Raw genomic sequence first — 24,193 nt, 5'->3', positions numbered from 1 at the left:
GAACCCGACCGCCTTCAGGAGGCGCGGTGCGGCACCTCGCGCACCGCGCCTCCTGGGGTCGAGGCCAGCGCCCGCCCGACCTACGGCTGGCTGGGCGAGGTCACCGTCACGGCGCCGCTCGCGATCTGGTCGCGCAGGGCGTCCAGCTCGGCGGACAGCTCGGGGCTGACCGACGACTCGAGGTCGTGGAACGGCGCGATGTCGACGCCGCCGTTGTCGAGCGTGCCGACGTAGGGCTCGTTGGTGAAGGTGCCGTCGGTCGACGAGACCGCGATCTGCTGGACGGCCTTCTCGGTGTCCTTGATCACGCTGGTCAGGACGACGGGCCGGTACTCGGCGGGCAACGTGTCGTAGCCGTCGTTGTCGACCCAGATCACGTCGACGCCACCGGTGGCGAGTGCCGCCGACGCCGCACCCTCGCCGACCTGGCCGGCGACCGGCATGATCACGTCGGCACCCTGGTCGATCAGGGCCTGGGCGAGCTGCTTGCCCTTGTTGACGTCCTCGAAGTCGCCGGTGAACGAGCCGTCCTGCGCCTCCTTCGACCAGCCGAGCAGTTGCACGCTCGTGCCGTGCGCGGCGTTGTAGGCGTCGACGCCGTCCGAGAAGCCGTCCATGAACAGGGTGACCGGGGGCTGGTTGCCGCCGCCGAAGGTCGCCACCTTGCCGGACGTGCTCACACCCGCCGCGAGATAGCCGGCGAGGTACGAGGCCTGCGCCGTGTCGAACAGGATCGGCTTGACGTTCGGGGCGTCGACGGTCTCGTCGACGATGGCGAAGTCGATGTCGGGGTTGGCCGCGGCCTGCTCTTCGGTGGCGGGGGCGAGCTCGTAGCCGACCGTCAGCACGAAGCCGCAGCCCGAGCCGACGGCCTGCGCGACGTTCGGGGCCAGGTCGTTCTCGGTCGTCGAGACGAGCACGCGGGCCTGGATGCCGTCGTCCTTCTCCGCCTTCTGCAGGCCCGCCCAACTCGACTGGTTGAACGACCGGTCGTCGAGGCCGCCCGAGTTCGTCACCATGCGGGCGCAGTTCTCCCCCGCGGCGGCGCTGCCCGAGGGGCCCGCCTCGGACGGAGCGCTCGCGCAGCCCGCCAGCAGGGCCAGGCCGGCGAGGCCGCCGGCGACCCCGAGGAGGCGCGGGTGGCGGAGGCGCGACGACGGACCGTGCCCGGCGCGGCCGGCTCGAGGGCGGGTGGCCGGGCGTGCCGGTGCTGCGGGTGTGGGTGCTGCGGGTGCTGCGTGTGCGGGTGCGGCGGGGCGGACGGGCATGAGGCGGGACCTCCGGGAACGGGTGTGCTGTGGGGTGCCGGCTGTGCGGGCCGGGCGGTGGACACAGTCAACTGCCTGCGGGCCTCCGTGCCAAGCGCGTGACGCGCACGACCGGTGCCTCGGGCCTGCCCGCGCCCGCTGCGTTCGCTGCGCGCCTGCCGTCGGCAACTCAGGGGATCGGCGCACGCCGCGCCTCCTGGTGGTGTCGGGGTCGTCGTTTTCCTGAGTTGCCGGCGGTTCGCGTGCATGTCGGGTCGGCGGTTCGCTCCGCGTGTGCTGCGTTCGCTGCGCGCTCGGCGTCGGCAAGTCAGGGGATGGGCGCACGCCGCGCCTCCTGGTGGTGTCGGGGTCGTCGTTTTCCTGAGTTGCCGGCGGTTCGCGTGCATGTCGGGTCGTCGGTTCGCTCCGCGTGTGCTGCGTTCGCTGCGCGCTCGGCGTCGGCAAGTCAGGGGATGGGCGCACGCCGCGCCTCCTTGCGGTGTCGGGGTCGTCGTTCTCCTGAGTTGCCGGCGGGCGGCGCGCGTGTCGGGTCGGGGACCGGGCTGGCGGGCGGGGGGTGCGGCGGCGTCCAGGCGGGCGGGGCACACTGTCGGCATGTACCGAGGCATGCCGACCATCTCGTTGCCCGAGCCCGAGCGTCCGCCGTTCGTCGACCGGCTCCGGCGGGCACTCGACCTGGCCGCCGCCGAGGAGAGCGGACGGCTGCGTGTCGTCCACTCGTGGGTCGGCGACGAGGTGCCGGGCACGACCCTGCGCCGGGTCGGCTGGCAGTCGCGCGTGCTGACGATCACGGGCCCGCGACGGGCCCCGATCGACGTCTGGTTCGACGCGGACGACGGCGACGTCACGGTGATCGGCGACGTGTCGGTGCCCGACTGGTCGCTGCACGACGCCGAGGCAGAGTCCGCCTGCCTGGCTGCGTCCGGGCAGCTGCTGCACGACCTGGCAGCCGGTCGCCTGCCGCGCGGTCGCCGCTCGGACTTCGTGCGCTCGAGCACCGTCCTGGCCCTGCTCGGTGCGGGGGCCGTGGTCGGCGCCGTCGTCGTCGACGTGCTGCGTGCCCGCGGCCGGGGTCGCTCGGCCTGACGGGTCCGGCCCGCCCGGTGAGGGCGCCGTGCCTCCTCGGGATGCGACCCGCGCCTCCTCGGCGAAGCCCGGCCCGAGCTAGCGGGCGTGCCGTTCGAAGAAGGCGGTCGACGGGGGCAGCAGCATCAGCAGGCAGGCGACGGCCGCGCAGGCGACCGAGGCCCAGGTGAGCACCCCGCCCCCGTTCGCCCCGCTCAGGGTGCCGAGCACCTGCAAGATCGTCAGGACGAGCAGCGCGGTCCGCGCCCACCGCCGCCCGTCGCGCATCGACCGGGCGATGGCGAGCTGCACGAGGGCCAGCACGATGGCGAACACGCCGCCCGCGATGTCGGCTCCGCGGGGGCTGGCGAGGGTGCCGCCCGACGTCGACACCCGTGCCGGGCCGCCGAACAGCATCACGACGACCGCGCCCACGACGCCCAGGGCGACGACCACGATCCAGAGCACGTGGGCCGTCGAGATCGTCGCGGGGGCGGGTGGGGCGGCGTCGCGCATCGATCCTCCTCGGGCGGCGGGCGGGGCCTCCAGGCTAGGCCCGGCCGGTGTCGGTGGTGCGGCGTAACCTCGACGCCACGAACGAGCCTCCCCCGAGAGGCCGGGGGTGGCGGCCGGGCACGGCCGGCCCCGACGAGACGAGCGCAGGAGGCGCGGCGCATGACCCCAGATCCCGAACGTCGACCGCCCGAACGTCGACCGCCCGGTCGAGACCACCGCGTCGAGGCGGCGCGCTACCGGGTCGACGGCGACGTGCCGAGCGACGACGCGCCCCGCGACACCCGCACGGCCGCCGAGATGCGGGCCTGGGCGCGCACGGCCATCGACCTCGCGATGGCCCGCGGCGAGTTCGACGACCTGCCGCTGGCCGGCAAGCCGCTGCCCGGCCTCGCCGGCGGAACGGTCGACCCCGACTGGTGGCTCCGCGGCCTGATCGAGCGTGAGGGCCTCACCGGGCTCGCCCCGCCGGCCCTGTCGCTGCGGGCCGAGAGCAGCGGGCTGCACGCCGAGCTCGACCGGTTGCGCTCCGAGGCGGCCGTGCGGTCGCACCTCGACGACTTCAACGCCCGCATCGTCGAGGCGCGACGGCAGTTGTCGGGGGGCCCGCCGGTCGTGACGCCGACGCGCGACGTCGACGCCGAGGTGCTGCTCTGGCACGAGCGACGGCAGGCGCGGCGGGCGGCCGAGGCCGCCGCCGTGCCGCCCCCACCGCCGAGCTGGCGCGAGCGGCGGGCACTGCGGCGAGAGGTCCGGCGGCGTGACGCCGGGCGAGGGTGACCAGGGATCACCCGCCGACGAATCACCCGCATGATCCCGTGACCGATCTGTGACCTTTTTCCGGGCTCAACTACACCTGAAGGATGATGCGCGCTAGGGTCGAGTGTTCGCACCACCCCCTGACGAGAGGACCGCACGCGTGACGAAGCCCGCTGGCCCGACCTCGACGAGTCAGGGTGGCGCGACCTCAGGTCACGACGAAAGTGCTGGTCAGGCCCCGTCGGCACAGGCTGCCACCGGGCCCCGTCCGCTCGGTGAGCGCTCGGCCCGACTCGCCGTCGAGCGTCGCGAACGCCGTGCCCGTCGCGACGTCCTTCCCACCTCGCATCGCGAGTCGTTCGTCGAGTGCGCCGCCCTCGTCGGCGCCGCCGAGGCCGCCGTCGCCCCCCGCGTCCGACCGCGCCGCAGTGACGCCCCCGCACGCATCAGCCCCACCCTGGGCCTCGAGACCTCCGCCGAGACCGACGCGGGTCGCGCTTCGGTCGCGGCCAGCGCCTCCTCGGGTACCGCCCGCGACGCCTCGACCCGCGCCGCCTCGACCCGCGCCGTGTCGACCCGCGCCGCGTCGACCCGCCTCTCCCGTCGCGTGCGACGGGCGCAAGCCGCGGCCGTCCGCCCCGCCTCGTCGCCTCGTGGAGGCACGGCTCGCACCGGGGCCGCCCGCACCGTCGGCACCGCCGTGAAGAAGCTCTCGATCGTCACCGCCATCGTCGGGTTCGCCGCCAGCGGCGTGCTGCCCCTGCTCGCCACCACCGGAGACGAGGCGCAGGCCGTCGCGTCCGGCGCCTCGGCCCGTTCGGCGATGGGCTCGCAGAGCTTCTCGGTCGACACGGCATCGTTGACCGACGAGTCCGACGAGACCGCCCGCGACGCCTACTCGGCCACGTCGATGGTCGACGTCGTCACGCAGAACCTGCAGAACCGCAAGGCCGCCGCGAACACGACCTACGAGGGTCCGACGACGGCCGACTACCTCGCGACCCCGCTCTACCCCGAGCTCGACCGCGACCAGGTGCTCGCCGTGGCGCTGCAGTACATCGGCACGCCCTACGTGCACGGCGGCGAAGACCCGTCGAAGTTCGACTGCTCGGGCCTGATCACGTTCGTGTACGCGCAGTTCGGCATCAAGTTGACCCACTACGTGCCGACGCAGAACACCGAGGGCCGGACGATCCCCGAGTCCGAGGCGGTGCCCGGCGACCTCGTCGTCTTCGACAACCTGGCCCACGACGGCATCTACGCCGGCAACGGCATGATCCTCGACGCCCCGAAGCCCGGCGGCTTCGTCGACGTCCGCCCGATCTGGAACCAGGCGCACCACTACGTCCGCATCGACGGCTGAGCCGGGTCCTCGGGCCTCGGCCGCCTCAGGTCGCCACGCGCCCTGAGCTGACGACCCGCGCCTCCCGGGTCCGGTCGTCCTGACGTGGCGAGCCACGCCTCAGGGTTCCGCGTTCCGGCAGGTCCGCCGCCGGCCCATGGCCATCGTGCCGCTCGCGACCGGTCACACGGTCGGCGACGACCGGGGCGGACGTCGGCGCAGGCCGAGGAGGCGCGGGTCGAGCCCCCGCACCGACCTGCTCACCCGAGGCGGCCGGTCAGCCTCCCGTGGAAGGCCTCGCTGCGATCGTCGAGCCCGACGAAGGTCGCCGTGACGCCGTGCGCCCGGAACTTCTCGTCGACCGAGTCGAGGGCCGCGACGCTCGACGCGTCCCAGACCTGGGCGCGTGAGAGGTCCACGACCACGGTCGCCGGGTCGTCACCGTAGGAGAAGTGCTCGACGAGGTCGTTGCTGCTGCCGAAGAACAGCGGGCCGACGACGTCGTACCGCACCGTCTCGGGGGCCGGGGCTCCGTCGACGACGGCGCCCGCGCCTCCTGCGTTCGAGGCGTCCGAGGCCTCCGAGGCGTCCGAGGCCTCCGAGGCCTCGGCGGCGCGAGAGCCGGCCTCGGCGACGCCACCCGCACCCGGCGTCACGTGGCGCTCGACCGTGATCACGTGGGCCACCCGGCGGGCGAACAGCACCATGGCGAGCAGCACGCCGACGGCGACTCCGAGGGCGAGGTTGTTCGTCGCGACGACCACGGCGACCGTGACCACCATGACCAGTGTCTCGGGCACGGGCATGCGTCGCAGGGTCGACGGCCGGAGCGAATGCCAGTCGACGGTGGTGATCGCCACGATCATCATGACCGCCGCCAACGCGACCATCGGGATCGTCGACATCACGGCGCTCAGCCCGGTGACCAGCAGCAGCAGGAAGAGCCCCGCCACGATCGTCGACACCCGCGTACGGGCCCGGCCGATCTTCACGTTGACCACGGTCTGCCCGATCATGGCGCAGCCCGCGATGCCGCCGTAGAAGCCGGCCGCGATGTTGGCGACGCCGAGCGCCCACGACTCCTTGCCCTTGTGCGATGGCGTCTCGGTGATGTCGTCGACGAGCTTGGCGGTGAGCAGGGTCTCCATCAGTCCGACGAAGGCCACGCTGAGCGCCGTCGGCCAGATGATCTGCAACGTCTCGAGCGTGAACGGCGCGAGCCACGGGGTCAGCCCGGGCAGGCCGCCGCCCATCGGGCCCTCGTCGCCGACGGTGTGCACGTCGAGGCGGGCGGCCACGGCGATGACCGTCACGACGACGATCGCGACGAGCGGAGCCGGAACGGCCTTGGTCACCTTCGGCAGCAGCACGACGATCGCGATCGTCAACGCGAAGAGCGGGTAGACGACCCACGGCTGGTCGATGATGTGCGGCACCTGCGCCACGAAGATCAGCACGCCCAGGGCGTTGACGAAGCCGATCATGACCGACCGCGGGATGAACCGCATGAGGCGGGCGAGGCCCGCCAGCCCGAACGCGAGCTGCACGAGCCCGGCCAGGACGACCGTCGGCAGCACGTAGTCGGTGCCGTGCTCGCGCACCAGCGGCGCGATGACGAGGGCGACCGACCCGGCCGCGGCCGTGACCATCGCCGGCCGGCCTCCGAGCACCGACATGACGAGCGCCAGCACGATCGACGCGACGAGGCTGACCATCGGGTCGACCCCGGCGATCACCGAGAACGAGATGACCTCGGGCACGAGCGCCAGCGTCGTGACGACGCCGGCCAGGGCCTCGCGGGTCAGGAGGCGCGGGTCGCGCAACACGGACAGCACGGTGTCGGCGGGGCGGGCCGACCGCGCGGCGGGTTCAGGGCGCGCGCGGTCGGAGTCGGGGGCAGCGGTCACGGAGGACTCCAGGGGTGTGCGGAAGAATGGGGACCGGCGACACTGCCGTACGATGCGACCCTACCGTCACGTGAGGGTAGAGATGAAACGAGAGCCCATGCCCGATGAGATCGCCATGATGCAGATCGGCGAGCTCGCCGAGCGCACCGACATGTCTCTGCGCACGATCCGGCACTACGACGAGGTGGGGCTGCTCACTCCCTCCGGCCGCAGCGAGGGCGGGTTCCGGCTCTACACGCACGACGACTACCTGAGGCTCATGGTGATCCGGCGGATGAAGCCGCTGGGGTTCAGCCTCGACGAGATGGCCGAGCTGCTGCGGGTCGTCGGCGCGCTCGACGGTGGTGCCGACGACGAGGGTGACGGGCCCGCTCAGGCGACCCGCGCCTCCTTGGCCGCGTTCGTCGACGAGACCGTCGAGCGCCGCGCGAAGCTCGAGCGGCAGCTCGCGATGGCCGACGAGTTCCTCGAGCTGCTGCGCGCCCGCCTGCGCTGAGCGCCGCGGGTCTCGGCCCGTCGCCTGGCGGGCCGGCCGCGGGTCAGCTGCGGGCCCACTCCGGCCGTCGGTCGACGAGCATCTCGGCGTACGACGGGTACCACTCGCCCGCCGCCGGGCCGCCGTTGCAGGTGCCGTCGCTGATGCCGGGGGTCTTGACCCAGAGCAGGGCGTCGAGGCGTCCGTCGTCCTCGACGACGCGGGGGTCCTGGCCGAGGCCGACGTCGTCCGGGTTGCACCAGGTGCCCTTCCAGCCGCGCCCGTTGCGCGACACGTCGATCACGTAGCGGCTGCCGCCCGTCATCGCGGCGAGCTCCTCGGCGTAGGGCCGCTCGTCGCCCACAGGGTAGAACCCCGCCACGTTGGTGAAGAAGCCGCGTGCCCGGTCGACGCCCGCCGCCTCGAGTCGTTCGGCCATCACCTCAGGCGCCACCCAGTGCGAGTTGCCGCCGTCGAGGTACGCGGGCACGCCGACCGCCGCGAAGTCGGCGACCGCCTGCTTCAGCAGCGGGAGGCGCGTCTCGGCCAGCTGCGGGCACCGGCTCAGCATGCCGAGCGAGTCGGGTTCGACGATGACGACGGCCCGGTGCCCGGCGAGGGTGGCCGCGATGGTGGCGTTCCAGGCGGGGTAGCGCTCGGCCGACAGCCCGCCGGCCGAGTAGTTGCCGCAGTCCCGGTCGGGGATCGCGTAGGTGACGAAGACGGGCGTCGCGCCCTGGCGTTCGGCGGCGGCGAGGTAGTCGGTGATCACCGACACGAGTCGGGCGTCGTCGTACCCGTCGCCGATCCACATCGCGACCGGACGCTTGGCGATGAGGGCGGCGGCGCGGGCGGCGTCCGTCTCGCCGTCGGCACCCAGCGTCGCCTCGGCCCGCACGGCCAGCGAGTTCGGCTCGAGCGCGATGCCGCCGCGGAACACCGCCTCGGTCGGAGCCGTCCGGATCGTGTCGGGCGTCACCCGCGTCGCCTGCGAGGTCGGGGTCGGACTCGGTGTGGACGGCCCGTCGGTCGGCCTGGGGCGGGTGCTGTCGCCCGACGAGCACGCCGTCAGCGCGAGGACGACCGCCGCGGCCAGCAAGCCGAGGGTGGCCGGGGTGGGGCGGGACGATGCCATCGGCGCCTCTCTCGGCGCAGTCGGGGTGCTGCCCCGACGGTGGTGGAAGGGCCAGTCGACCACGGATGCCCCCTCGCCCACAGGGGCCGAAAGGGGGACACCGCCGTACCTCGCCGGGTTCCCGTCGACGTCTCGTCCCCAGCCCGACGCCACCCCCGAGGAGGCGCGGTGACCGTCGCCCGCGTCCGTCGCCTCCCGCCCCCCCTCGGTAGGGTGGAACATCCGCGAGCCCGAGCGCGGACCCCCTGCACCGCCGCCGACGCGCGTCCACATCGGACCGAGTCCGCACCAGACAGACAGAGAGCCATGCCCCCCTCGGACATCCCCTCCCGCCACACCTCCCCCCTGCCCCGCCGGGCGCGCGCCGCGTCCCTGCCCCGCCGGGCGTGGGCCGCGTCCGTCGTCCTGGCGCTGGCCCTGCTGGCGACGGTGTTCGTCCCCGACCCTGCCGTCGCGGCCGTCCCCACCTGGCAGGCCGTCGTCGCGGCGCGTGACGACGAGACCGCGAAGAAGAAGGCGCTCGCCGACATCCAGACCGCGCTCGACGACGCCTCGGCCCGCGCCGACGCCGCACGGGCGTCGGCCGACGAGGCCGGCCGCGTCCTGGGCGACGCGCAGGCGGCCGTCGACGAGGCCACGGCGCGGCACGAACAGCTCGAGACGCGCCGGGCCGAGGCCCGCGAGACCGCCGACTCGGCGCGCCGGGTCGTCGGCCAGGCCGCCGCCCTGATGGCCCGACCCGGCAGCGGGGGGATGGTGGGCGACCTGCTCTCGGCGGGCGACGGCGCCCGAGACGTCCTGCGGGGCCTCAGCCTGTCGAGCAAGCTCGGCGAGAACGTCGGCCGGTTGCGCGAGCGCGCCCAGGCCTCCGACAACCTGGCGACCTCGTTGGCCGAACAGGCCGCCGTCGCGCTCGCCGAGCGCGACAGGCTCGCGGGCGACGCGCAGGCCGCCCTCGACGAGGCGGCGGCTGCGAGCGTGTCCGCCGAGGCCGACCTCGCCGCCGTCGACGACGAGCGGGCCACCCTCGCGGCCCAGGCGGCCCTGCTCGAAGACGACCGTCTGACGCTCGAGCAGGCCTACGCCCAGGCGCAGGCGGCTGCCGCGGCCGCCGCTGCGGCGGCCGCCCGACCGGCACCGGTCGCCGGTGGGGGCACGGGCCCCGTGGCTCCCGGCACCGGCGGGCCCGGCCCCGGTGTCGTCGTGCCCGACCCGGGCACCGGCTGGGTCACGGCCATCCGGTCGTACGGCTCGTACCAGGCCTACGGCTACCGCACGCACCCGATCACGGGCGAGTACAAGCTGCACGCCGGTGCCGACTTCGGTGCGACCTGCGGCACCCCGATCTACGCCGTCTCGGCCGGCCGCGTCAGCTACGCCGGGCCGTCGAGCGGCTACGGCAACCTGATCGTGGTCGACCACGGCGGCGGCGTCAGCAGCGCCTACGCCCACATGGAGCGCAGCGGCGTGTACGTCTCGGTGGGCCAGCAGGTCGAGGCCGGTCAGAACATCGCGGGGGTCGGCACCTCGGGCGGCTCGACCGGCTGCCACCTGCACCTCGAGGTGCGCCTGGGCGGCGTCGCCACCGACCCCGTGGCCTTCCTCGCGACCAAGGGCGTGCGCTGAGCGGCCGGCCTCAGTCCGAGTGGTGGTACCGGCACTGAGCGATCAGGACGTCCGTCTCGGTCACCTCGTAGACGAGCCTGTGCTCGTCCGTGACGCGTCGAGACCAGAAGCCGTGGAATCCGTGCTCGAGTGCCTCTGGCTTCCCGATGCCTTCGTTCCCGTTGCGTTCGATGTCGCGGATCAGGCCGTCGATGCGCTTCAGGACCTTCCGGTCCTGCGTGTGCCAGTACAGGTAGTCGTCCCATGCGTCCTCGTCGGGCTCGTGTCACGAGATCGACGACGCCTCGGCCCGGATCTCGTCGACGACGGTGCGGACGGCCCGGCGGGCGGCGCGGTCGGGTCGCAGCAGGGCCTCGAGGTGGCGGCCGGCCCGGACGTTCTCGAGCGTCGCCAGGTGGAACCTGCCGGGAGCCCGCGACGCCGAGGTGTGGCGGGGGACGAGGGCGACCCCGTGGCCGGCGGCCACGAGGTCCTCGATGAGGGGCAGGTGCACGGTGCGGTGCACGACGTGCGGCGTGACGCCCGACTGCAGGGCCATCGACACCAGCACGCGGTCGATCGGGTAGCCCTCGGGCACGCCGATCCAGGGTTCGCCGACGACGTCGTCGATCGCCACCCGCGAGCGGTCCGCCAGCGGATGGTCGAGCGGCAGGGCCACCTCGAGCGGTTCGCGCAGCAGCGATACGACCGTGAGGGCCTCGCGGCCCGGGGGTAGCACGCCGTCGGAGCGGTGGGCGAGGACGACGTCGAAGTCGGCCGTCAGGGGTGCGAATTCGTCCTCGGACACGTCGCGGTCGGCGACCTCGAGCTCGATGCCGGCGTGGGCCCGCATGCGGTGCAGGAGCCCCGGCAGCAGCAGCTCGGCCGCCGACGCGAACATCGACACCCGCACGACGCCCCCGGTGCCGCCGCGAACCGCCTCGAACGCGGCCTCGGCCTCGGCGACCGCCGTCGCGACGCCCACCGAGGCTCGGGCCAGGGCCCGGCCGGCCTCGGTCAACTCGACGCCGCGTCCGACCCGACGCACGAGTTCGACGCCCAGCTGACGCTGCAGCGTCTTGAGCTGCTGCGACACGGCACTGGGCGACCGGTGGGTCGCCTCGGCGACCGCGGTGACGCTGCTTCGGTCGGCCAGCTCGCGCAGCAGGTCGAGGTGGGTGAGGTCCATGAAGGCAGCCTACAAAGACGACGCGGTGATCTGGTCTGGTCCTGAACGGTGCGGTGCACGACGATGGTCAGGTGACCGTCCGCGACCGCCTCCTCGCCCTCGTCGTCGCCGTCTGCTGGGGCCTGAACTTCCCCGTGACGGCGATCGCCCTCGAGCACTTCCCGCCGTTCTTGCTCGTGGCCCTCCGCTTCACGTTGCTCGCGGTGCCGACCGTGCTGCTCGTGCCGCGTCCGGCGATCCCGTGGTCGCGCCTCCTGCTGGTGGGGGCCACCCTGGGCATGCTGCAGTTCGCCTTCCTGTACCTGGGCATCGCGGCGGGCATGCCCTCGGGGCTCGCCTCGCTCGTGCTGCAGGCGTCCGCGCCCTTCACGGTCGTGATCGCCGGCGTCTGGCTGCGCGAGCGCATCACGCGCCGGCAGGCCGTCGGCATCGGCATCGCCGTCGTGGGGCTCGTCGTCATCGCCGGCCACCGATCGCAGGTCGCCGCGTTGCTGCCCGTCGTGCTGACGCTCTGCGGGGCCCTCGGGTGGGCGATCGGCAACGTCGCGGTGCGACGGGCCGCGCCGCCGAACCCGCTGCACCTGACGCTCTGGATGTCGATCGTCGCGCCCGTCCCGATGCTCGCCCTGTCGTTCGTCGTCGAAGGGCCGACGCGCATCGGCGAGAGCCTCGGCACCGTCTTCACGCTCGAGGCCCTGCCGTCGGTGCTCTGCCTGCTCTACCTCGTGCTGATCGCGTCGCTCGTCGGCTACGGCATCTGGACCCGCCTGCTCTCGGTCTACCCGTCGGCCACCGTCGCACCGTTCTCGATGCTGGTGCCGGTCGTCGGCGTGCTGGCGTCGTGGCTGGCGTTCGGCGAGGTGCCCGACACGGTCGAGCTCGTCGCCGGGGTCGCGGTGGTCGGCGGCGTGCTCTACGCCAGCCGCGTGCCCCGCGCGGTGGTCGACGACCCCGAGGAGGCGCGGGTCGACCCGCCCGGGTCGGTGGCCGTCGCCGAGACCGGCACCGCGCCTCCCGGGCCGGCCGTCAGGCGCTGACGGGCTTCTTCATCTGCACCGCGGTGGTCTCGTGGCCGAGCGGACGGCCGCACGCCAGCGCGGGGCGGGGCTGGACGTCCGCCCGGGTGGACCGGTCGGTCGTACCCCGAAACGCTTCGCCACGCGTACCCCGGCCGCGTCCGGAGGGCGCAGGTCGCCCCGGTAACGTGAGCAGCGGCCGACGGGGGGAGGCCGTGCGGTGCCCCGCAGGGCATCGTGTCGACCCGCAGGAGAAACCCACCCGATGCCCCAGCAGAAACGCGCCCTGGCCACCCGTGCCGCCATCATCCGCGGGGCCGCCGTGGTCTTCGACGAGCACGGCTACAGCGAGGCCTCGCTCGACCTCGTCGCCGAGACCGCCGCCGTGACCAAGGGCGCGCTGTACTTCCACTTCCGGTCGAAGGCCGACCTGGCGAACGCGGTGATCACCGAGCAGCACACCCTCTCTCGGGCGTACGCCGACCAGGTGTCCGCCACCGCCGGCAGCGGTGCCGAGGCGCTCATGCTCTCGTGCGCGTCGCTCGCGACGCAGCTGACCACCGAGGTGCTCGTCACGGCGGGCATCCGCCTGACCACCCAGTCGCCCAGTCGCGACCTGCAGGTCGAGCACCCCTACCTCGACTGGCAGGCCCAGATCTCGGATCTCGTCGACCGGGCCGTCGCCGAGGGGGACTTCCGCGCCGACACCGACGTCGAGAGCGTCGCCCGCTTCGTCGTCGGGTCGTACGCCGGCGTGCACATCGTGTCGCAGGCCCTCACCGGCCGCGCCGACCTCTTCGACCGGCTGCGCGACATGTGGGCGTTCGTGCTGCCGACCGTGGTGTCCCCCGGTCGCGAGGGCCTGACCAGCTCGTTGCCCCCGCTGATCAGGCCGTCGGACGTTCCCCCGTCCCCCGACGTGTCCTCTGCGGACCCAGAATAGATACTGGGCGTCCGGTTTTCCAGTCCCCCGAGAGGGGTGCGCCCCCGGTCACGACGTCGGTCGGGCCGGCGTGAGCTCGGCGAGCACGCGTCGCACCTCGGCGTCGTCCGCGGCCAGGGCGGCGGTGTCGATCTGCGCCAGCAGTTCGCCGTCGTCGTGCGGCACCGTGAGCTGACGCTGCCACTCGGCCTCGTAGAGGGCGTCACGGTAGCCCGAGGACTCGCGGCACCGGGCGTCGGCCGTCGCGATCTCGAGCTCGTCGTCGGAGGGGGGCGTGCTCGAGTCGAGCGTCTCGAAGCGGTCGACCATATCGAGGGTCGGCATGCCCGAGGGGTCGTCCGCGACGTCGCCGACCCGGGCGGCCTGCATGCACGAGCGCCAGTCGGCCCAGGTGGCGGTCACCGACGGGTCGTGGCGCGCGCCCTCGAACGCCGCGTTGTTGAGGCGGACGAGCGACTGGGTCCGGTTGTAGTAGTCGTCCAACGACGGCACCGTCTTGTGAGCACGCTGCACGCAGGTGTCGAGCTGGTCGGACTTCTCGGCGGTCCAGGACTGCATCGCGAACTCGTACCAGTCGGCGGCCCCGGGGTCGACCACCGAGGCGGCGTGGTAGCCGCGGGTCTCGGCCGTCGCGAGGTCGAAGGCCCGGAGGCGCAGCGAACCGTTCATCGACAGTTCGTCCGCCCGGTCGGCTGCCGCCACGTCACGCCACGGCAGCACGTACTCGTCGTAGCCCGCATCGAGCATGCACGGCTGCACGACGAGCAGCTCGGCGTAGTTCGACGAGCTCTGACCGATCGGCACGTACCGGTCGAGCGGCATCGTCCACGCCTCGACGTCCTTCTCGGGCAGGTCGGGCAGGGCGTACGCCGCGTTCGCGGGGATGCCGTACGCGACGACGCCCACGACGACCGCCACCACGGCGCCGAGGGTCACGCGCTTCGCGCGGCGTTGCCGCGTCGAGACGGCGTGGTCCGCCACGCGTTGCCGGTCGCTCATCGGGTGCCCCCTTCGTCGGTGGGCGCCGGGCCCACCAGGTCGTTCTCGTAGGCGAAGACGACGATCTGCACCCGGTTGCGCATGCCCAGCTTCTGCAGCACCGCACGCACGTGGCTCTTGACGGTCGCCTCGCTCAGCCACGCGCTCTCGGCGATCTCGGCGTTGCTCAGGCCCCGCGCCACGAGCAGGAAGATCTCGCGTTCGCGCGGCGACAACACCTCGAGGGGCGCGGTGCGCCTCGTCGGCGAGGGGGTCGGCACGGCGAACGCGTGCACCACGTCGAGCGCCGCGGCCGCCGTCGGCACCGGCTCGCCGGCCGCCGCGGCCCGGATGGTCGTCAGCACCTCGTCGGGCGTGGCGTCCTTGGTCAAGAACGCGTAGGCGCCGGCCTTCAGCGCGCTGAACACGGCCTCGTCGCGCTGGATCGTCGTCAGGGCGACGACGCGCGGGGTCGCGTCGGGGTCGCTGTCCGCCGCGGCCACGATGCGGGTCGTCGCCTCGAGGCCGTTCATCACGGGCATGCGCAGGTCCATCAGCACGACGTCGGGCCGTTCGCGCTCGACCAGGGCCACGCCGGCGGCCCCGTCGACGGCGGTGCCCACGCAGACCAGGTCGGGCTGCGCCTCGATCAGCATCTGCAGCCCGGAGGCGAACAGCGGCTGGTCGTCGACGACGACCACCCGCACCAGGGCAGGAGGCGCGGTGCGCGTCACCGAACTCGTCACGTCGGTCATGCGGGTTGCTCCGTCCAGGACTGCAGAACGCCGATCGGTTCGGGCGTGGGCACGAACGCGGTGACGACGAACACGCCGTCGTCGCCGAGCTCGGCGGTCAACCAGCCGCCCGCCAACCGGGCGCGCTCGCTCATGCCGGCGATGCCGGTGCCCCGGTCGGTGCCCCGACGGGCGGCCACGAGCGGAGCGTCGCCGGACGAGGTCACGAGCAGGGCGAGGCCGGGGCCGCGCCAGTCGAGCGCGACGTCGACCGTGCTCGACGAGCCGGAGTGCTTGAGGGCGTTGGTCAGGCTCTCTTGAACGATGCGGAAGACCGCGAGCTCTTGCGACGGCAGCAGCTCGGCGGCGTCGCCGAGGTGCCGCAGTGTCACCGTCATGCCCACGTCGCGCATGGTCGTCGCCAACCGTTCGAGGTCGGCGATCGTCTCGCGGGGCGAGGTGTCGTCGGCGTCCTGCTGGATGCGCTCGACCAGGTGGCGCACATCGACCAGCGACGTGCGGCCGACGTCGGCGATGGTGCGCAGCGCCTGGTCGACGACCTCGGGGCGCGTGGCCGAGAGGGCGAGCGCGCCCTGCGCCTGGGACACGACGACGGCGAGCGAGTGGGCGAGCGCGTCGTGCACGTCGCGTGAGATGCGGGCCCGGTCGTGGGCGAGCCGCAGTTCGACGTCGGTCTCGTGGAACCGCGTCTCGGTGCGCTCGAGCACCTGCCCGATGCGGCGCACCCGCAGCACGCTCGACAGGAAGATGCCGACGGCCCAGGCCGCGGCGGCGGCGCCGAACAGCGAGGCCGCCAGGGTGATGACGTCGGTGCGCGTGCCCTGCCCGCCGCCGACCCACGACGACCAGACGTACGGTCGGGCGAGGGTGGGCACGGCCATCGCGATGGCGGCGAGCCCCGAGGCGAGGCCGGCGGCGGCGAGGGCGACGAGGCGGACGGCGACCGACCGGGCGAAGGCCGCGAAGAAGGCCACGAACGCGATGGCGAGGTAGGTGGGCCAGGTCGTCGACTCGGGCGGCTCGACCCACCCGGCCAGTTGCAGGACCGGCACGACCGTCAGCACCCCGATCGCCGTCCAGGGCATCCACACGGCGAGGCCGATCGCGATGCCGAAGAGCGCGAACACGACGACGTTCTCGGCGAGGTCGCCCCGGCCGGCCTCGGCGATCGTCCACAGCAGCACGAAGACCGCGGCGGCGACGGGGGCCGCGAGACGCGGCACCCAGGTGCGCAGGTCGTCGGGGATGGTGTCCATGTCGACGACCGTAAGGCGTCGTCGGCGGGCCGCGCGCGCCTCCTCGGGGTTTTCATCCTTGAGGACGAACGTGCCGGGGGTGGGGACGAGACGTGGTGCGGAGGGTGGGACTAGAGCGTGATCAGACCGTCGGTCTTGGTCGTCGCGGCGGCGAGGCGGGCCTCGACGTTGCTCCAGTTCACGATGTTCCAGAAGGCCTTGACGTAGTCGGCGCGCACGTTCTGGTAGTCGAGGTAGTAGGCGTGCTCCCAGACGTCGAGCATCAGCAGCGGGACCAGGCCGAACGGCACGTTGCCCTGCTGGTCGAAGAGCTGGAAGACGCTGAGGCGCTGGCCGAGCACGTCATAGGCGAGCACCGACCAGCCCGAGCCCTGCACGCCGAGCGCGGTGGCGGTGAAGTGGGCCTTGAACTTCTCGAGGTCGCCGAAGTCGCGGCCGATGGCCTCGAGCAGGTCGCCGGTGGGCTCGCTGGTCTCGGGGGTGAGGTTCGTCCAGAAGATCGAGTGGTTGACGTGGCCGCCGAGGTTGAAGGCCAGGTCTTTCTCGAGCTTGTTGACGTTCGCCAGGTCACCCGTCGAGCGGGCCTCGGCGAGGGCGGCGTTGGCCGTGTTCGCACCGGTGACGTAGGTGTTGTGGTGCTTGGAGTGGTGCAGCTCCATGATCTTCGCGCTGATGTGCGGCGCCAGAGCGGAGTAGTCGTAAGGCAGATCGGGCAGGGTGTACTCAGCCATGTGGGGTCCTTTCGAATTGACCTGCATCCACCGTACGACCTCCACCCATGCCGGTGTCGAGGTTCTCCCAGCGCGGACGCAGCCTCACGGCCCCGCGACGTCGGTGCCCGTGCGTAGGCTGACGGGCGCACGACCCACCCCGAGGAGGCGCACCATGGCAGGATTCACCGGCTTCGGCAAGCGGCGCGCGGCCGACCCGCGACTTCCCCCGGGGCAGTACCTCGAGAGCGGGTTCCCGGTGCTGTCGGCCGGCCCGACGCCGAACATCAAGCGGTGGGAGCTCCAGGTCGCGACCGAGACCGGGCAGCGGTCGCTCAGCTGGGCCGACTTCCAGGCCCTGCCGCACGAGGCGATCGAGACCGACATCCACTGCGTCACGAGCTGGACGAAGCTCGGCACGCACTGGCGCGGTGTCTCGCTCGACACCCTCTTCGACGGTCTCGAGACGACGCACCGGTTCGCCATGGCCACGAGCCACGGCGGCTACACGACCAACCTGCCGCTCGACGAGCTGCTCGGCGGCAAGGCGTGGGTCGTCGACACCTACGAGGGCCAGCCGCTGCACGCCGAGCACGGCGGACCCGCCCGTCTCTTCGTGCCCGGGCTCTACTTCTGGAAGAGCGCGAAGTGGCTGCAGGGCATCCAGACCATGGCCACCGACCGTCGCGGCTTCTGGGAGAGCATGGGCTACCACCCCCACGGTGACCCGTGGAAAGAAGAACGGTACGCGTGAACGGGTCCGACGCCGGGGCCGGAGCTGACGCCGGGGCTGACGCCGGGGCTGACGCCGGGGGTCGTGCCGAGGCGGAGGGCGGTGCCGAGGCAGACCTCGCCGGTGACGCGTTCGCCTGGTTGCCCGCCACGATCGTGTCGTCGGTCGCGCAGTCCCCGCGTGCCCGGTCGCTGACGCTGGCCGTGCCGGGGCTGCGGCCCGCCCGTGCCGGTCAGCACGTCGACCTGCGCCTGACCGCCGACGACGGTTACACGGCGGTGCGGTCGTACTCGCTGAGCGACGTCCGGGCCTCGGGGGCCGCGGTGGACGTGGCCGATGCGGCGCACGCAGGAGGCGCGGCGGACGCGGGAGGCGCGGCGCTCGCAGGAGGCGCGGCGCACGCAGGAGGCGCGGGCCGGGTCCCCCAGGTCGAGGTCACCGTCGAGCGGCTCGACGACGGCGAGGTGTCTCCGTACCTCGTCGACGCGGCCGAGCCGGGCGACCCGGTCGAAGTGCGCGGCCCGATCGGCGGCTGGTTCGTCTGGCCGCCGACCGAGTTCGAGCCCGACTCGGCCGTGCACGCCGTGCTGCCCGAGCCCGAGGGGGCGACCCCGCCGACGTCGGCCCCCGTGCAGTTGATCGGCGGTGGGTCAGGAGTCGCACCCCTCATGGCGATGGTGCGGGCGCGAGGCCGCGGCGCACCCACGATGCGGCTGCTCGCCTCGGTGCGCGACCCGGGTTCGCGGTGGTTCGTGGCGGAGCTCGACGAGGCCGCGCGCGCCTCCTCGGCCGACGTCGCACGCAGGGCAGGAGGCGGTGAGCAGCCCGCCGGCCTCGCGGTCGACTGGGTCTACAGCCGCGTCGCTCCCGAGGGGCACGGTCGGGCGGCGGGCCGACTCACGCGCAACGAGCTCGAGCGGCTCGTGCTGCCCGCGTCCGAGCACCCGTTGGTCTACGTCTGCGGGGCGAACTCGTTCGTGGCCGTCGTCGCGGCCTGGCTGGTCGAGCTCGGGCACGCGCCGACCCGAGTCCGCACCGAGCGCTTCGGCGGCGTCTGATCCGGTCCGTACCGGATCAGCGGAGAACCCGGCTTCGAACGATGAACCCGAAAGCTATCGGGTTCCTCGTTCGAAACCGGGTTCTTGGCCGAGGTGCCGAGCCGGGGCCGGCTACAACGCGCAGCCGGGCTGGGTCAGGCGACACGCATCAGGCGTCAGGCGGGCGAGCCCTTCTCGGGCGCGGTGGTGCGGAACTCGCCCCGGGTGACGTGCTGCTGCCAGAGCAGCTCGGCCAGCGCCTCCGGGCTCTTGTCGCCGCTCTCGGGCTCGATGCCGCCGGGGATGATCAGTTGTCCGACGTGGATGCCCTCGTCGGCGAGTTCGTCGTGCAGCAGCTGCGCGTAGGCGGTCAGTCCCGCGAAGGCGATCGACGTGCCGGTGACCTTCGCCCCCGGGGTGACGGCCGAGCCGCCGTTGACGAAGAGGATGGTGCCTCCGCCGTCGGGCAGGAAGCGCATGCCGGGCAGCACCTGGTGGACGGCCGCGACGGGTCCGTAGATCGAGAACTCGACCGGTCCGACCAGGTCGGCGGGCATGGTCTCGAGCACGGGGCGCATGAAGTCCTTCTGCGGCAGCGGGCTGTACTGCATGACCTGGATCGGCCCGAGCTGTTCGGTCGCCTGCTCGAGCGCGGAGGCGATGCTCGCCGGGTCGCGCACGTCCGCCGTGAAGCCCTGGGCGGTGATGCCGTCGGCGCCGAGTTCTGCGGCCAGGGCGTCGAGCCGGCCCTGGTGCCGCGAGATCAAGGCGACGCTGAAGCCCTCCGCGCCGAACCGTCGGGCCACGGCAGCGCCGAGCCCCTTGCCTGCACCGATGATCGCGAGTGTCGTCATGCGTCCCATCAAAACGAGGAGGCGCGAGTCGACACCCAGCAAGAGGGGTACGCGACGTGCGCGGTCGCGTCGCCCCGCGCCTCCTCGATCTCGTCGGCCGCGGCCCGGACGGCCACCGTCCAGGCGCGGGCTGCGACCATGGGGTCGTACCCCGTCGGCCCCCTCACCAGGAGCAGCTCGTGTCGCCTCGCACCCTCTTCCGTTCGTTCGCCGTCGCCGAGGTGGTGACCTGGTCGCTGCTGATCGTGGGCATGGTCCTCAAGTACGTGGTGCGGGTCGGTGACTGGCCGGTGAGCGTGGCGGGGCCGATCCACGGGTTCGTCTTCTTGGCCTACCTGGTCGCGGGCGTGGTCGTCGCGGTCAACCAGCGGTGGTCGGCCGGCGTGACGGTGGCCGCCCTCGCGAGCGCCGTCGTGCCCTTCGCCTCGCTGCCCGTCGAGCGGTGGATCGACCGCCGCGGCCTGCTCGTCGGCGACTGGCGCCGCACGGCCACCGACGACCCGCGCGACCGTCGCCCGCTCGACCGGCTGTTGCGCTGGATGCTCGGGCACCTCGGGCTGGCCCTCGTGCTGCTCGTCGTGGCCGTCGTCGTCGTGTTCGCCGTGCTGCTCGCTGCGGGGCCGCCGGTGCAGGTGGGCTGACCGGCCGCACCGCGCCTCCGCACGCCGCCGCACCCGGCTGCACCGCGCCTCCGCACGCCGCCGCACCAGCTGGCACCGCGCCTCCCTGGCAATCCTCTTAGCAACTAAGAGATCGGGCCGGAGGCGCGACTAGCGTCCACAGCATGACCACGAACGCGAGCACCCACGCCCCCGCCGAAGCAGCGACGTCACGTGACGTCGTGCGCCAGATCGTGGTGGTCGTCACCGCGGTGCTCGCCATCGTGCTGGCCGCCGTCGGTTCGGGCGCGTTCGGGGGAGTCTCGGTGGCGGACGCCGCGGGCGGAGCACTGAGCGCGACGGCCACGACCGTCGCCCCCGCGACCACCGCGTTCGGCATCTGGAGCGTGATCTACCTCGGCCTCGTCGCCTACGCGATCTACCAGGCACTGCCCGGTCAGCGGGCCGTCACCCGGCACCGCCGCCTGGGCTACTGGGTCGCGGCGTCGCTGCTGCTCAACGCGGCCTGGCTGTTCGCCGCCGTGCAGCTCGGCAGCGTGTGGCTCGGGGCCGTCGTGATCGTCGCCCTGCTGCTCGTGCTCGCGCGCATCTTCGTCATCCTGTTCCACACCGCGTCGTCGGGCTGGGTCGACGCCGTCGTCACCGACGGGACGCTCGGCCTCTACCTCGGCTGGGTCAGCGTCGCGACCGTCGCCAACGTCGCCGCCGGCCTGGTCGACGCCGGGTTCGACGGGTTCGGCTTCGCCGCCGGGTTCTGGTCGTCGGTGGTGCTCGGCGTGGCCGCCCTCGTCGGGGTGGTGCTGGCCTTCGCCGGTCGGGGCCGCATCGCTCCGGCCCTGTCGCTGTCGTGGGGGCTCGCCTGGATCGCCGTCGGCCGCCTGACGGGCGAACCCGAGAACGTGGTCGCGGGGGTGGCGGCGATCGTCGCGGCCGTCTTCGTCCTGGTCGTGACGATCGGCGTGCGGGTGGCGCGTGGTCGCGTCGGCGCCACCGCCTCGCTGCAGCGCTGACCCGCCCCGCGCCGCCCCGCGCCGCACCGCCCCGCGCCGTGCCGCCCCGCCACGAAGTAAACGGTCCGCCACGCAAGGTCGTGGCGGACCGTTTACTTCGTGGCGTGGTGCCCGGTCGGCGGTTTCGCCGAAGGCCACACATCGCACCACGCCACGAGATGGGCACGACACCAGGTAAAAACCTGGCGCGGTGCCCATCTCGTGGCGTCGTGCGGGAGGCGCGGTGCGGGCCCTCACCAGAAGAGTGTGTGGACGATGGCGATCACGGCGACGATCACGACCACGAACTCCGCGAGTTGTCGGCATCTGCGGTTCACGCCGCCACGAAGTAAACGGCCCGCCACGCAATCTCGTGGCGGACCGTTTACCTCGTGGCGGGATACCCGGTCGGCGCTGTCGCCGCACCCTCGCGCCGCACAGCACCACGAGATGGGCACGACGCCAGGCAAAAAGCTGGCGCGGTGCCCATCTCGTGGCGTCGTGCGAGAGGCGCGGTGCGTGCAGGAGGCGCGCCGCGCCTCCTCGTCAGCGGCCGCCGGTGATCTTGCGGTCGCGCTGGGCGACGCCGGCGGTGCCGTAGGGGTAGTCGTCGACGCGGGGTGCGCTCGCCGCGGTGAGGCGGGCGACCTCGTCGTCGGTGAGGGCCGCGGCCAGGTCGGACGAGCCCAGGTTGTCGTCGAGCTGCTCGACCGAGCGGGCGCCGAGGATCACCGAGGTGACCGCGGGCTGGCGCAGCAGCCAGGCGAGGGCGACCTGCGAGGCCGACGCGTCGTGGGCGGAGGCGATCGAGGTGACCGCGTCGAGGACGGTCCAGGTGCGCTCGTCCGCGTTGCGCGCCTCCCAGGCCTCCATGCCGCGCTTCGGGTCCTCGCCGAGGCGGGTCGCGCCGGTGGGGGCCTGGTCGCGGACGTACTTGCCGCTCAGCCAGCCGCCGGCGAGCGGCGACCAGGGCAGCAGGCCGATGCCCGCGTCGAGCGAGGCCGGCACGACCTCGTGCTCGATGTCGCGGACGAGCAGGTTGTATTGGGGCTGCAGCGTGACCGGCGGGGCGAAGCCCAGGGCCTCGGCACGGCCGACGGCCTTCGTCACCTGCCAGCCGAGGTAGTTCGAGAAGCCGTAGTAGCCGATCTTGCCCGCGCTGATCGCGTCGTCGAGGAAGCGGAGGGTCTCGTCGATCGGGGTGAGGTGGTCCCAGGCGTGCATCTGGTAGAGGTCGACGTGCTCGACGCCGAGCCGCGTGAGGGAGGCGTCGAGGGCCTTGGCGAGGTGGCGGCGCGACAGGCCGACGTCGTTGGGGCCGTCTCCCATCGGGAAGCGCCCCTTCGTCGCGAGGACGACCTGGTCGGCGTCGGTGGGGTGGCTCGCCAGCCAGCGGCCGATGATGGTCTCGCTCGTGCCCGCGCTATAGACGTCGGCGGTGTCGACGAGCGTGCCGCCGCCTGCCACGAAGGCGTCGAGGATCGCGTGCGAGGTCGGTTCGTCGGCTTCGGCGCCGAACGTCATGGTGCCGAGGGTCAGCTCCGACACCGAGGCACCGCTGTTTCCGAGGGTTCTGTAGTCCATGACCCGACGCTACGCGTGTGGAACCACAGCCGTGGGTCCTTGACAACCCCCGTGGATGCTGCGTGCCCGCGGTTCGTCAGGTGGATAATCTCCACATGGTCGTCCGACGCCGACGTCGGGCCCGACCGAACCCGGGACCAACCACCCCGGGTCACCGTCCCACCCGAGGGGAACGACCGTGTCATCACCACCCAGGGCGGCCGCACCGGCCGCCGGATCAGCAACCGACCGACCCACCCGCTCCACGACGACGCCGCTGGCGGCGCAGGTCGACCCGCGCGTCCGCAGCGTGTCGACGAGCGACCGCGAGGTCGCGCACGCCCTGATCCGCAAGAACTACCGCATCACCCGACTCGAGGGCGAGGGGCCAGCCCCCTTCACTTACAGCCGTGCCGTGTCGGGAGAGACCCGGTTCGCCCTGTGCCGCTTCGAGTACCGGAGGGGCCGGCTGCTGACCGAGAGCGACCCGGCGGGCTTCCTCGTCGCGGGCGGCGTGATGGCGGGCCGCCTGTCGCTCACGACGCGGGGCCACGAACTGCGGTTCGCCCCGGGCACCCCCTTCGCGTTCCCCTCGCACGACGCGAAGACGATGGAGTCGTTCGACCTCGTCCTCGGGCAGGTGCTGCTCGATCGGGCCGCGGTCGAACGCGAGCTCGGTGCGATGCGGCTCGCCGCGCCCGGAGGCCTGCGCTCGACGGCGACCGAGGCGGTCTCGACCGCGTTGGGCCGCTACTGGTCGGACCTCGTCCTGCACGTCCACCAGAACGTCGTCGGCAACGACGCGGCGATGGCGAGCCCGCTCGTCCGAGGCTCCGCGTTCCGGTCGCTGGTGGCCGCCTACCTCGAGACCTTCGAGACGAACGTCGTCGCCCTGGGGGGTGCCGACGGGCAGGCACCCCTGCCGTCGACGGTGCGCCGGGCACGCGAGTTCATCGAGCAGCACGCCCACGACGACATCGGCGTCGTCGAGATCGCCGAGGCGGCCCGGGTCACGCCCCGTGCGCTCCAGCTGGCCTTCCGGCGCCACCTCGACTCGACGCCGATGGCCGAACTTCGACGGGCCCGACTGCGCGGGGCGCACGGCGACCTCGTCATGGCCGACCCGACCCTCGGTCACACGGTCGCCGGCATCGCGCTGAGTTGGGGCTTCGCGCACCCCGGACGTTTCGCGGCCCAGTACACCGTCGAGTTCGGACGCTCACCCCGGGACACCCTCGAAGCCTGACGGGTGAGTTTCGGTCGAGGCTTCGCACCCAGGGCCTTCGTTTCGTTTTCCGGACAGAGCGGGGTTTGCCTGATGGGCACGTCATCGCAGAATGAGAAAGCCTCGCGGTGAAAGGTTCAGGACCGCGAGTCACAGCGCACGAGATCGACGTCGGGTTTCTCTCGTGTCGCCGGGGTGCGGAGGGAGTCGGGTTCCTTCCGCACCCCCTTCTCGTTCAAGCGGCCGGCGCCCGGCG

The 24,193-nt window shown here is 73.0% G+C and carries 23 protein-coding genes and 1 pseudogene; 12 read left to right on the top strand and 12 right to left on the bottom strand.

Going from position 1 to position 24,193, the window contains the following annotated elements; all coding sequences use genetic code 11:
• Positions 1-80 precede the first annotated feature (80 nt).
• Complete coding sequence (locus tag ITJ55_RS13625) at positions 81-1,268, bottom strand: BMP family protein (protein WP_194595880.1); 1,188 nt, start codon at positions 1,266-1,268, stop codon at positions 81-83.
• A gap of 594 nt (positions 1,269-1,862) precedes the next feature.
• Between ITJ55_RS13625 and ITJ55_RS13620 the strand changes: the two genes are divergently transcribed.
• A complete protein-coding gene (locus tag ITJ55_RS13620; protein WP_194595879.1) occupies positions 1,863-2,354 on the top strand; it encodes a hypothetical protein in 492 nt (163 codons plus the stop codon).
• 78 nt (positions 2,355-2,432) lie between these two features.
• Here the strand turns inward: ITJ55_RS13620 and ITJ55_RS13615 are convergent, their stop codons facing one another.
• On the bottom strand, positions 2,433-2,849 hold the full coding sequence (locus ITJ55_RS13615) for a hypothetical protein (protein ID WP_194595878.1): 417 nt from the start codon (positions 2,847-2,849) through the stop codon (positions 2,433-2,435).
• A gap of 159 nt (positions 2,850-3,008) precedes the next feature.
• Between ITJ55_RS13615 and ITJ55_RS13610 the strand changes: the two genes are divergently transcribed.
• On the top strand, positions 3,009-3,626 hold the full coding sequence (locus ITJ55_RS13610) for a DUF1992 domain-containing protein (RefSeq protein WP_194595877.1): 618 nt from the start codon (positions 3,009-3,011) through the stop codon (positions 3,624-3,626).
• Positions 3,627-3,765: 139 nt separating this feature from the next.
• Entirely contained in the window at positions 3,766-4,968 is a 1,203-nt protein-coding gene (locus ITJ55_RS16555) for a C40 family peptidase (RefSeq protein WP_194595876.1), read from the top strand.
• A gap of 239 nt (positions 4,969-5,207) precedes the next feature.
• Here the strand turns inward: ITJ55_RS16555 and ITJ55_RS13600 are convergent, their stop codons facing one another.
• Positions 5,208-6,854, bottom strand: coding sequence for a SulP family inorganic anion transporter (locus ITJ55_RS13600; protein ID WP_194595875.1), 1,647 nt, complete (start codon positions 6,852-6,854; stop codon positions 5,208-5,210).
• Positions 6,855-6,951: 97 nt separating this feature from the next.
• Between ITJ55_RS13600 and ITJ55_RS13595 the strand changes: the two genes are divergently transcribed.
• Positions 6,952-7,350, top strand: a complete 399-nt coding sequence (locus ITJ55_RS13595) for a MerR family transcriptional regulator (protein WP_194595874.1) — start codon at positions 6,952-6,954, stop codon at positions 7,348-7,350.
• Positions 7,351-7,393: 43 nt separating this feature from the next.
• Here the strand turns inward: ITJ55_RS13595 and ITJ55_RS13590 are convergent, their stop codons facing one another.
• Positions 7,394-8,464: a glycoside hydrolase family 6 protein gene (locus tag ITJ55_RS13590; RefSeq protein WP_194595873.1), complete on the bottom strand. Its 1,071-nt coding sequence runs from the start codon at positions 8,462-8,464 to the stop codon at positions 7,394-7,396.
• Positions 8,465-8,770: 306 nt separating this feature from the next.
• Here ITJ55_RS13590 and ITJ55_RS13585 point away from each other — a divergent pair, with 306 nt between their 5' ends.
• Positions 8,771-10,090: a M23 family metallopeptidase gene (locus ITJ55_RS13585; protein WP_194595872.1), complete on the top strand. Its 1,320-nt coding sequence runs from the start codon at positions 8,771-8,773 to the stop codon at positions 10,088-10,090.
• A 10-nt stretch (positions 10,091-10,100) separates the two neighbouring features.
• On the opposite strand, the pseudogene ITJ55_RS13580 reads toward ITJ55_RS13585, so the two are convergent.
• Together ITJ55_RS13580 and ITJ55_RS13575 are read right to left on the bottom strand one after the other, a co-directional pair.
• Positions 10,101-10,346 (bottom strand): annotated as a pseudogene (locus ITJ55_RS13580) (Txe/YoeB family addiction module toxin); the annotation flags it as partial.
• A gap of 9 nt (positions 10,347-10,355) precedes the next feature.
• The gene (locus tag ITJ55_RS13575) at positions 10,356-11,258 is read right to left on the bottom strand and encodes a LysR family transcriptional regulator (protein ID WP_194595871.1); all 903 of its coding nucleotides are present in this window, start codon (positions 11,256-11,258) and stop codon (positions 10,356-10,358) included.
• Positions 11,259-11,329: 71 nt separating this feature from the next.
• Between ITJ55_RS13575 and ITJ55_RS13570 the strand changes: the two genes are divergently transcribed.
• Together ITJ55_RS13570 and ITJ55_RS13565 are read left to right on the top strand one after the other, a co-directional pair.
• Entirely contained in the window at positions 11,330-12,295 is a 966-nt protein-coding gene (locus ITJ55_RS13570) for an EamA family transporter (RefSeq protein ID WP_194595870.1), read from the top strand.
• A 244-nt stretch (positions 12,296-12,539) separates the two neighbouring features.
• Complete coding sequence (locus ITJ55_RS13565) at positions 12,540-13,217, top strand: ScbR family autoregulator-binding transcription factor (protein WP_194595869.1); 678 nt, start codon at positions 12,540-12,542, stop codon at positions 13,215-13,217.
• A 48-nt stretch (positions 13,218-13,265) separates the two neighbouring features.
• Here the strand turns inward: ITJ55_RS13565 and ITJ55_RS13560 are convergent, their stop codons facing one another.
• From ITJ55_RS13560 to ITJ55_RS13545, 4 genes are all read right to left on the bottom strand, one after another.
• Entirely contained in the window at positions 13,266-14,216 is a 951-nt protein-coding gene (locus ITJ55_RS13560) for a hypothetical protein (RefSeq protein ID WP_194595868.1), read from the bottom strand.
• Positions 14,213-14,950 carry a response regulator transcription factor gene (locus ITJ55_RS13555; RefSeq protein ID WP_228498526.1) on the bottom strand — a complete coding sequence of 246 codons (738 nt, stop codon included), beginning with the start codon at positions 14,948-14,950 and terminating at the stop codon, positions 14,213-14,215. Before ITJ55_RS13555 ends, ITJ55_RS13560 begins: the two co-directional genes overlap by 4 nt.
• A complete protein-coding gene (locus ITJ55_RS13550) occupies positions 14,947-16,206 on the bottom strand; it encodes a sensor histidine kinase (RefSeq protein ID WP_194595867.1) in 1,260 nt (419 codons plus the stop codon). Before ITJ55_RS13550 ends, ITJ55_RS13555 begins: the two co-directional genes overlap by 4 nt.
• 110 nt (positions 16,207-16,316) lie before the next feature.
• Positions 16,317-16,937 (bottom strand): superoxide dismutase, encoded by a 621-nt coding sequence (locus tag ITJ55_RS13545; RefSeq protein ID WP_055976080.1) that lies wholly within the window; start codon positions 16,935-16,937, stop codon positions 16,317-16,319.
• Positions 16,938-17,091: 154 nt separating this feature from the next.
• On the opposite strand from ITJ55_RS13545, the gene ITJ55_RS13540 reads away from it, so the two are divergent.
• Entirely contained in the window at positions 17,092-17,670 is a 579-nt protein-coding gene (locus ITJ55_RS13540; protein ID WP_056260369.1) for a molybdopterin-dependent oxidoreductase, read from the top strand.
• Positions 17,667-18,707, top strand: a complete 1,041-nt coding sequence (locus ITJ55_RS13535; RefSeq protein WP_370544172.1) for an oxidoreductase — start codon at positions 17,667-17,669, stop codon at positions 18,705-18,707. Before ITJ55_RS13540 ends, ITJ55_RS13535 begins: the two co-directional genes overlap by 4 nt.
• 155 nt (positions 18,708-18,862) lie before the next feature.
• On the opposite strand, the gene ITJ55_RS13530 is transcribed toward ITJ55_RS13535, so the two are convergent.
• Positions 18,863-19,540, bottom strand: a complete 678-nt coding sequence (locus ITJ55_RS13530) for an SDR family NAD(P)-dependent oxidoreductase (protein ID WP_194595866.1) — start codon at positions 19,538-19,540, stop codon at positions 18,863-18,865.
• A gap of 179 nt (positions 19,541-19,719) precedes the next feature.
• Here ITJ55_RS13530 and ITJ55_RS13525 point away from each other — a divergent pair, with 179 nt between their 5' ends.
• Both ITJ55_RS13525 and ITJ55_RS13520 read left to right on the top strand, forming a co-directional pair.
• Complete coding sequence (locus ITJ55_RS13525; RefSeq protein ID WP_194595865.1) at positions 19,720-20,181, top strand: DUF3817 domain-containing protein; 462 nt, start codon at positions 19,720-19,722, stop codon at positions 20,179-20,181.
• Positions 20,182-20,324: 143 nt separating this feature from the next.
• Entirely contained in the window at positions 20,325-21,170 is an 846-nt protein-coding gene (locus ITJ55_RS13520) for a tryptophan-rich sensory protein (RefSeq protein ID WP_194595864.1), read from the top strand.
• 525 nt (positions 21,171-21,695) lie between these two features.
• On the opposite strand, the gene ITJ55_RS13515 is transcribed toward ITJ55_RS13520, so the two are convergent.
• Positions 21,696-22,733, bottom strand: a complete 1,038-nt coding sequence (locus ITJ55_RS13515; protein WP_194595863.1) for an aldo/keto reductase — start codon at positions 22,731-22,733, stop codon at positions 21,696-21,698.
• Between the two features lie 178 nt (positions 22,734-22,911).
• On the opposite strand from ITJ55_RS13515, the gene ITJ55_RS16550 reads away from it, so the two are divergent.
• On the top strand, positions 22,912-23,958 hold the full coding sequence (locus tag ITJ55_RS16550; protein WP_194595862.1) for an AraC family transcriptional regulator: 1,047 nt from the start codon (positions 22,912-22,914) through the stop codon (positions 23,956-23,958).
• Positions 23,959-24,193: the final 235 nt, after the last annotated feature.

Origin of the sequence: Frigoribacterium sp. VKM Ac-1396 (assembly GCF_015350895.1) — a bacterium.
Lineage (GTDB): Bacteria > Actinomycetota > Actinomycetes > Actinomycetales > Microbacteriaceae > Frigoribacterium.
Note: the sequence above shows the minus strand (reverse complement) of the source record. Positions and strands in the feature narration are given on the sequence as shown.

Coding starts and splice junctions, on each gene's coding strand:
- ITJ55_RS13530 (WP_194595866.1), bottom strand. CDS start 19,540: ATGACGACACTCGCGATCATCGGTGCAGGCAAGGGGCTCGGCGCTGCC.
- ITJ55_RS13515 (WP_194595863.1), bottom strand. CDS start 22,733: ATGGACTACAGAACCCTCGGAAACAGCGGTGCCTCGGTGTCGGAGCTG.
- ITJ55_RS13560 (WP_194595868.1), bottom strand. CDS start 14,216: ATGAGCGACCGGCAACGCGTGGCGGACCACGCCGTCTCGACGCGGCAA.
- ITJ55_RS13540 (WP_056260369.1), top strand. CDS start 17,092: ATGGCAGGATTCACCGGCTTCGGCAAGCGGCGCGCGGCCGACCCGCGA.
- ITJ55_RS13520 (WP_194595864.1), top strand. CDS start 20,325: ATGACCACGAACGCGAGCACCCACGCCCCCGCCGAAGCAGCGACGTCA.
- ITJ55_RS13625 (WP_194595880.1), bottom strand. CDS start 1,268: ATGCCCGTCCGCCCCGCCGCACCCGCACACGCAGCACCCGCAGCACCC.
- ITJ55_RS13610 (WP_194595877.1), top strand. CDS start 3,009: ATGACCCCAGATCCCGAACGTCGACCGCCCGAACGTCGACCGCCCGGT.
- ITJ55_RS13555 (WP_228498526.1), bottom strand. CDS start 14,950: ATGACCGACGTGACGAGTTCGGTGACGCGCACCGCGCCTCCTGCCCTG.
- ITJ55_RS13620 (WP_194595879.1), top strand. CDS start 1,863: ATGTACCGAGGCATGCCGACCATCTCGTTGCCCGAGCCCGAGCGTCCG.
- ITJ55_RS13615 (WP_194595878.1), bottom strand. CDS start 2,849: ATGCGCGACGCCGCCCCACCCGCCCCCGCGACGATCTCGACGGCCCAC.
- ITJ55_RS13575 (WP_194595871.1), bottom strand. CDS start 11,258: ATGGACCTCACCCACCTCGACCTGCTGCGCGAGCTGGCCGACCGAAGC.
- ITJ55_RS13545 (WP_055976080.1), bottom strand. CDS start 16,937: ATGGCTGAGTACACCCTGCCCGATCTGCCTTACGACTACTCCGCTCTG.
- ITJ55_RS13550 (WP_194595867.1), bottom strand. CDS start 16,206: ATGGACACCATCCCCGACGACCTGCGCACCTGGGTGCCGCGTCTCGCG.
- ITJ55_RS13595 (WP_194595874.1), top strand. CDS start 6,952: ATGCCCGATGAGATCGCCATGATGCAGATCGGCGAGCTCGCCGAGCGC.
- ITJ55_RS13585 (WP_194595872.1), top strand. CDS start 8,771: ATGCCCCCCTCGGACATCCCCTCCCGCCACACCTCCCCCCTGCCCCGC.
- ITJ55_RS13565 (WP_194595869.1), top strand. CDS start 12,540: ATGCCCCAGCAGAAACGCGCCCTGGCCACCCGTGCCGCCATCATCCGC.
- ITJ55_RS13590 (WP_194595873.1), bottom strand. CDS start 8,464: ATGGCATCGTCCCGCCCCACCCCGGCCACCCTCGGCTTGCTGGCCGCG.